Consider the following 6,489-nt stretch of genomic DNA (forward strand, 5'->3'; position numbering starts at 1 on the left):
ACATTGATCATAAGAGAAGATTAGACTTTATAGTAGGCCTAGGCTCCATTGCTGTCGAGATAATAGGCAGGATCGTTACATGACCGTTTTGACGGCACCGCGTGTTCCCGGTGCGGCCCCGACGTTGCCATCGCTCGACGCCCGGCTTGCCTGCCGGGCGGGAAATGCCGAGCAAACCGCAGGACTTGCCCCGGGTTACGTGCAGGGCAATCTGGCCATCCTACCGGAAAAGCTGGCCGCGGCGTTTCACCGATTTTGCCAGCTCAACCCGAAACCATGTCCGATTATCGGCATGTCCGAGGTCGGCGACCCGAAAATTCCATCGCTCGGCCTCGACCTCGACATCCGCACCGACCTACCGCGCTATCGGGTGTGGCGCGACGGCGAAATGGTCGACGAGCCGACCGACATCATGGCGCATTGGCGCGACGATCTGGTCGCCTTCGTGATCGGCTGCTCGTTTTCCTTCGAGGAAGCCTTGATGGCCGACGAGCTGCCGATCCGCCACATCGAACTCGGCGTCCGGGTGCCGATGTATCGCACCAACATCGGCTGCGCGCCGGCCGGGCCGTTCGCAGGTCCCATGGTGGTGTCGATGCGACCGCTGACGCCCAAGGACGCGATCCGCGCGGTGCAGATCACCTCGCGGTTTCCCTCGGTGCACGGCGCCCCGGTGCATCTCGGGCTGCCGCAGTCGATCGGCATCAAAGACATCGCCAAACCGGACTACGGTGACCCGGTGCCGATCAAGGACGACGAAATTCCCGTATTCTGGGCCTGCGGCGTCACCCCGCAAGCGGTAATCGCCGCGGCACGGCTGCCGTTCGCGATCACCCATTCGCCCGGATTGATGCTTGTCACCGACCTCAAGAATAAGCAGCTTGCCGTTCTTTGAGGCTTTCCCTCTCGTTCGAAGTATCTCAACGCTATCGCCGGCAAAAAGGATCACATCATGATTATCAATCGCCGTAACGTCTTGCTGGGAGGCGCCGCCTCCGTCGCTTTGCTGCCGCTGGCGGCGCGGGCGCAGACGCCCGAAGTGGTGATCGGCGTGATCTATCCGTTGTCGGGCGCCTCGGCGCAGATCGGCGTCGACGCCCAGAAGGCGTTCGAGACCGCCGCCGACCTGATCAACACCAAGCACGATTTCGATCTGCCGCTGGCCCGCGACATCGGCCTGCCCGGGCTCGGCGGCGCCAAGGTGCGGCTGGTGTTCGCCGACCATCAGGCCGACCCGCAAAAGGGCCGCGCCGAAGCTGAGCGGCTGATCACCCAGGAGAAGGTCTGCGCCATCGTCGGCACCTATCAGAGTTCGGTCGCCGTCACCGTCAGCCAGATCTGCGAGCGCTATCAGATCCCGTTCATTTCCGCCGACAACTCCTCGCCCAGCCTGCATCGCCGCGGCCTGAAATTCTACTTCCGCGCCGCCCCGCACGACGAGATGTTTTCCACCGCGATGTTCGACTTCTTCGACGCGCAGAAGAAGAAGGGCCAGAAGATCGAGACCCTGGCCTTGTTCCACGAGGACACCATCTTCGGCACCGACAGCGCCAGCGCCCAGCTCAAGCTTGCCGCCGAGCGCGGCTACAAGGTGGTCGCCGACATCAAGTATCGCGCCAATTCGCCGTCGCTGACCGCCGAGGTGCAGCAGCTCAAGGCCGCCGACGCCGACGTGCTGATGCCGTCGAGCTACACCACCGACGGCATTCTCTTGATCAAGACCATGGGCGAGCTCGGCTACAAGGCCAAGAACATCGTGGCGCAGGACGCCGGCTTCTCCGAAAAGGCGCTGTACGACGCGGTCGGCGACAAGATCCCCGGCGTGATCTCGCGCGGCTCGTTCTCGCTGGATCTGGCCGCCAAGCGGCCGATGGTCGGCGCGATCAACGAGCTGTACAAGCAGCGCTCCGGCAAGGACTTCAACGACTATTCGTCGCGGCAGTTCATGGGGCTGATCGTGATGGCCGACGCCATCAACCGCGCCAAATCCACCGATGGCGAGAAGATCCGCGACGCGCTGGTCGCCACCGACATGCCGGGCGAGCAGACCATCATGCCGTGGAGCCGCGTCAAATTCGACGAGATGGGCCAGAACAACTTCGCCGACCCGGTGCTGCTGCAATATAACGGCGGCAAGTTCGTCACCGTGGCGCCGCCGCAGGCCGCGGTGGCCGAAGCCATCTGGCCGATGAAGTAACCACCTGATGCGACAAGTTGCGGCCGAACGCTCACTGCGCGCACCGACTTCACCTCTCCCCGCTTGCGGGGAGAGGTCGACCCGGCGCAGCGCCAGCGGAGCCGGGTCGGGTGAGGGGGCGCCTCGACACAACGAGGCGCCCCCTCACCCGGCGCGACAAGCTGCGCTTGTCGCGCCACCCTCTCCCCGCAAGCGGGGCGAGAGAGCGCAGGCCGCGCCGCTCCGATCAACGTCGACGTTGAAATCTGCAGCGAACGGCTCATCCCCGCCGATCGGCCCCACGGGGGGCGGACCAGCGCCGCGTCATCCTGAGGCGCTCGCCGCACTTGCGGCGAGCCTCGAAGGATGCGCGGAGACGAGTTGCGGTCATCCTTCGAGGCGCGCAAGAAAGCGCGCGCACCTCAGGATGACGGCGTTTTTCCTGGAGCAAAGCCTTTGACCACCGCCACCATCATCCAATCGCTCGCCAGCGGCCTGTTGATGGGCCTGCTCTACGGCCTGATCGCCGCGGGTCTCGCGCTGATCTTCGGGCTGATGGACGTGGTGAACTTCGCCCATGGCGAATTCCTGATGATCGCCATGTACGTCACCTTCTTCCTGTTCGCGTTTTTCGCGATCGACCCCCTGCTTGCCGCGCCGTTGGTCGCGGCGGCATTGTTCGTGTTCGGCGCGGTGGTCTATCTGTTGGTGGTGCGCTTTGCGATGCGCGCCAAAGCCAATATCGGCATGGTGCAGATCTTCGCCACCTTCGGCCTCGCCATCGTGATGCGCGGCCTCGCCCAGTTCTTCTTCACGCCGGATTATCGCAGCATTCCGCATTCCTGGCTCGGCGGTCAGACCATCTCGTTCGGCGGCGTGTTCCTGCCGGTGCCGCAGCTGGTCGGAGCCTTGGTCTCGATCCTGGCCTTCACCGCGCTGTTCTTCTTTATCAAGAAGACCGATTTCGGCCGCGCGCTGGAGGCGACCCGCGAGGACGCCGGTGCGGTGGCGCTGGTCGGCATCGACAAGAACCGGGTGTTCGCGCTGGGCTGGGGCCTCGGCGCGGCGCTGGTCGGGCTTGCCGGCGCGATCATGGCGATGTTCTTCTACATCTACCCCGACGTCGGCGCCTCGTTCGCGCTGATCGCCTATGTCACGGTGGCGCTCGGCGGCTTCGGCAGCGTGTTCGGCGCCTTCGCCGGCGGCATCATCGTCGGTCTCGTCGAGGCCTCCACCGCGCTAATCCTGCCGCCGTCGCTGAAATCGGTCGGCATCTATGCGGTGTACCTCCTGGTGGTGTTCATTCGGCCGCGCGGCCTGTTCGGATCGATCTGATGGACAACAGCTTCGCCCAACGCCGACGTCGCGACCTGCTGCTCGCCGCCTGTTTCACCGCGGTCGCCGCGCTGGTGCCGCTGCTGGTCAAGGACGTCTACGTCCAGAACATCATGATCCTGACGCTGATGTATGCAGCATTGTCGCAGAGCTGGAACATCCTCGGCGGCTATTGCGGCCAGATCTCGCTCGGCCACGCGCTGTATTTCGGGCTCGGCGCCTACACCACCGCGCTGCTGTTCTCCAAATTCGGCGTGCTGCCGTGGTTCGGCATGATCGGCGGCGGGCTAATCTCGGCGGTGATCGCGATGGCGCTGGGCTATCCCTGCTTCCGGCTGCGTGGGCACTACTTCGTCATCGCCACCATCGTGATCGCCGAGATCGCCTATCTTTTGTTCCTGAACTGGGACTGGGCCGGCGCCGCGCTCGGCATCGACATTCCGGTGCGCAAGGATTCCTGGCTGACCTTCCAGTTCACCCGCAGCAAACTGCCCTACTTCTACTTCGCGCTGGGGTTCTGCGTCGTCGCCTGGCTGGTCACCTTCTGGCTGCAGGATTCCAAATGGGGCTACTGGTGGCGCGCGGTGAAGGACAATCCCGACGCCGCCGAAAGCCTCGGCGTGGTGGTGTTCAATTCCAAGATGGGCGCCGCGGCGGTGTCGGCGTTCCTCACCGCGGTCGGCGGCAGCTTCTACGCCCAGTTCGTCTCCTACATCGATCCGGAAAGCGTGATGAGCTTCCACTTCTCGCTGTTGATGGCGCTGCCGGCGGTGCTGGGCGGCATCGGCACGCTGTGGGGGCCGGTGCTCGGCGCGGTGATCCTGATCCCGCTCACCGAACTGACCCGCTCCTTCATCGGCGGCTCCGGCCGCGGCGTCGACCTGATCGTCTATGGCAGCCTGATCGTGCTGATCGCGCTGGCGCGGCCGGAAGGGCTGATCGGATTGTTCTCGCGCAAGCGCAAGGGAGCCAGCCGATGACCGCACTCCTGGAAACCAAGGGCGTTTGGCAACGCTTCGGCGGCCTGATCGCCAATTCCGACATCTCGATCGCGGTCGAGCCCGGCGAGATCGTCGGGCTGATCGGACCGAACGGCGCCGGCAAATCCACGCTGTTCAACCTGATCGCCGGGGTGCTGCCGCCGACCCAAGGCTCGATCCTGTTCAACGGCGAGGACGTCACCAGATTGCCGGCGGCGCAGCGTTGCCAGCGCGGCATCGGCCGCACCTTCCAGGTGGTCAAGAGCTTCGAGACCATGACGGTGATCGACAACGTCATCGTCGGCGCCTTGATCCGCACCACGGTGATGCGCGAGGCGCGGCGCAAGGCCTATGAGGTGCTGGAATTCGCCGGGCTTGCGGCGCGCGCCAATGTGCTGGCCAGCGAGCTTATTCCTTCGGAGAAGCGACGGCTGGAGGTCGCCCGCGCGCTCGCCACCGAACCGAAATTGCTGTTGCTCGACGAAGTGCTGACCGGCTTGACGCCGGTCGAAGCGCAGACCGGCGTCGAACTGGTGCGCCGGGCGCGCGACACCGGCGTCACCGTGTTGATGGTGGAACATGTCATGGAAATCGTAATGCCGCTGGTCGATCGCGCCATCGTGCTCGATCTCGGCAAGGTGTTGGTCGAAGGCAAGCCGGCCGATATCGTTCGCGATCCGAAAGTCATCAGCGCCTATTTGGGAGATCGTCATGCTGTCGGTGCATGAGGTCACCACCGCCTATCAGGGGCTGGTCGCAATTTCCGAGGTCTCCATCGAGATCGCCAAGGGCGAGATCGTGCTGGTGGCGGGCGCCAACGGCGCCGGCAAGTCGACGCTGGTGAAATCGATCGCCGGCGCCGAGCGGCCGCGCTCCGGCTCCGTGACGTTCGACGGCCAACGCATCGACGGCTTGCAGCAGCATATCATCACCGCGCGCGGCATCGCCTATGTGCCGGAGAACCGCCGGCTGTTTCCGCGGCTGTCGGTGCACGATAACCTGCGGCTCGGCAGCTACATGTTCCGCCACGAGGCGGATCGCGACGCCCCGCTCAAGCTGGTGTTCGAACTGTTTCCGCGGCTCTCTGAGCGGCTCGAGCAACGCGCCGAGACGCTTTCCGGCGGCGAGCAGCAGATGCTGGCGATCGGCCGCGCGTTGATGACCCGGCCTCGCCTCTTAATGCTCGACGAGCCGTCGCAGGGCATCATGCCGAAACTGGTCAGCGAGATCTTCCAGGCGGTGAAGAAGATCCGCGACGCCGGCATGACCGTCTTGATCGTCGAGCAGCGCATGGCGGAATGCCTGGAGATCGCCGACCGCGCCTACATCCTGCAGACCGGCCGCGTCTTGATGCAGGGCTCGGCCGGCGAATTGATGGACAATCCCGACGTGCGGAAAGCGTATTTGGGGCTGTAGGCGCGGGCGTTGCTCAGCACGCAGCCGTCATCCTGAGGAGCCCGGCGTAGCGCGCAGCGGGCGTCTCGGGCGTTGCCCGGCACAGCACCGTCATCCTGAGGAGCTCGGCGTAGCTCGCAGAGCGTAGCCGGGCGTCTCGAAGGATGCGCCGCGAGTCCTTGTCTCGTCATCCTTCGAGGCTCGCCGCAACGGCGGCTTCGCACCTGAGGATGACGGCGCTGTGCTATTCAGCATCGTGCTCCGGCAGCGTCAGGCCGAACGTCGCGACCAGATCCTGCACTTGCGCCGGCGAGAGCAACCGCGGGTTCAGCCCGCGCAGCAGCAGATAGAGTTTCGCGCTCTCCTCCAGCTCCTCGATCGCGAACGCGGCGGCCTCGAGATGATCGCCGGCAACCACCGGGCCGTGATTGGCCAGCAGCACCGATGAGTAGCGACCGGCGAGCCCTTTGATGGCGTCGGCGACCGCGGGATCGCCCGGCCGATAATACGGCAGCAGCGCAACGCAGCCGCACTTCATCACCGAGTAGGCGGTCAGCGGCGGCAGCGCGGCGCGCGGGTCGATCTCCGGCAACATCGACAGCG

Annotated in this window: 7 protein-coding genes; 6 read left to right on the plus strand and 1 reads right to left on the minus strand. The window is 65.0% G+C overall.

Annotation, left to right across the window (positions count from 1 at the left end; translation table 11 throughout):
* Positions 1 to 79: 79 nt before the first annotated feature.
* The 6 genes from VGC77_RS05615 (at position 80) to VGC77_RS05640 (ending at position 5,907) form a co-directional block, all read left to right on the plus strand.
* Positions 80 to 895, plus strand: a complete 816-nt coding sequence (locus VGC77_RS05615; protein ID WP_331170587.1) for a putative hydro-lyase — start codon at positions 80 to 82, stop codon at positions 893 to 895.
* 57 nt (positions 896 to 952) lie between these two features.
* Positions 953 to 2,197 carry an ABC transporter substrate-binding protein gene (locus tag VGC77_RS05620; RefSeq protein WP_331170588.1) on the plus strand — a complete coding sequence of 415 codons (1,245 nt, stop codon included), beginning with the start codon at positions 953 to 955 and terminating at the stop codon, positions 2,195 to 2,197.
* Between the two features lie 435 nt (positions 2,198 to 2,632).
* Positions 2,633 to 3,511, plus strand: a complete 879-nt coding sequence (locus VGC77_RS05625) for a branched-chain amino acid ABC transporter permease (protein ID WP_331170589.1) — start codon at positions 2,633 to 2,635, stop codon at positions 3,509 to 3,511.
* Positions 3,511 to 4,491 (plus strand): branched-chain amino acid ABC transporter permease, encoded by a 981-nt coding sequence (locus tag VGC77_RS05630; protein WP_331170590.1) that lies wholly within the window; start codon positions 3,511 to 3,513, stop codon positions 4,489 to 4,491. The genes VGC77_RS05625 and VGC77_RS05630 overlap by 1 nt, the downstream gene beginning before the upstream one ends.
* Positions 4,488 to 5,219, plus strand: a complete 732-nt coding sequence (locus tag VGC77_RS05635; RefSeq protein WP_331170591.1) for an ABC transporter ATP-binding protein — start codon at positions 4,488 to 4,490, stop codon at positions 5,217 to 5,219. The genes VGC77_RS05630 and VGC77_RS05635 overlap by 4 nt, the downstream gene beginning before the upstream one ends.
* Positions 5,203 to 5,907, plus strand: a complete 705-nt coding sequence (locus VGC77_RS05640) for an ABC transporter ATP-binding protein (RefSeq protein WP_331170592.1) — start codon at positions 5,203 to 5,205, stop codon at positions 5,905 to 5,907. Before VGC77_RS05635 ends, VGC77_RS05640 begins: the two co-directional genes overlap by 17 nt.
* Positions 5,908 to 6,130: 223 nt before the next feature.
* On the opposite strand, the gene VGC77_RS05645 is transcribed toward VGC77_RS05640, so the two are convergent.
* A partial coding sequence (locus tag VGC77_RS05645; protein ID WP_331170593.1) for a class II aldolase/adducin family protein occupies positions 6,131 to 6,489 on the minus strand: 359 nt, incomplete at its 5' end.

The organism is Rhodopseudomonas sp. (assembly GCF_036404135.1).
GTDB lineage: Bacteria > Pseudomonadota > Alphaproteobacteria > Rhizobiales > Xanthobacteraceae > Rhodopseudomonas_A.

Excerpts from the sequence above, each read along its gene's own strand:
- VGC77_RS05635 (WP_331170591.1), top strand. The coding sequence starts at position 4,488 with ATGACCGCACTCCTGGAAACCAAGGGCGTTTGGCAACGCTTCGGCGGC.
- VGC77_RS05620 (WP_331170588.1), top strand. The coding sequence starts at position 953 with ATGATTATCAATCGCCGTAACGTCTTGCTGGGAGGCGCCGCCTCCGTC.
- VGC77_RS05615 (WP_331170587.1), top strand. The coding sequence starts at position 80 with ATGACCGTTTTGACGGCACCGCGTGTTCCCGGTGCGGCCCCGACGTTG.
- VGC77_RS05640 (WP_331170592.1), top strand. The coding sequence starts at position 5,203 with ATGCTGTCGGTGCATGAGGTCACCACCGCCTATCAGGGGCTGGTCGCA.
- VGC77_RS05630 (WP_331170590.1), top strand. The coding sequence starts at position 3,511 with ATGGACAACAGCTTCGCCCAACGCCGACGTCGCGACCTGCTGCTCGCC.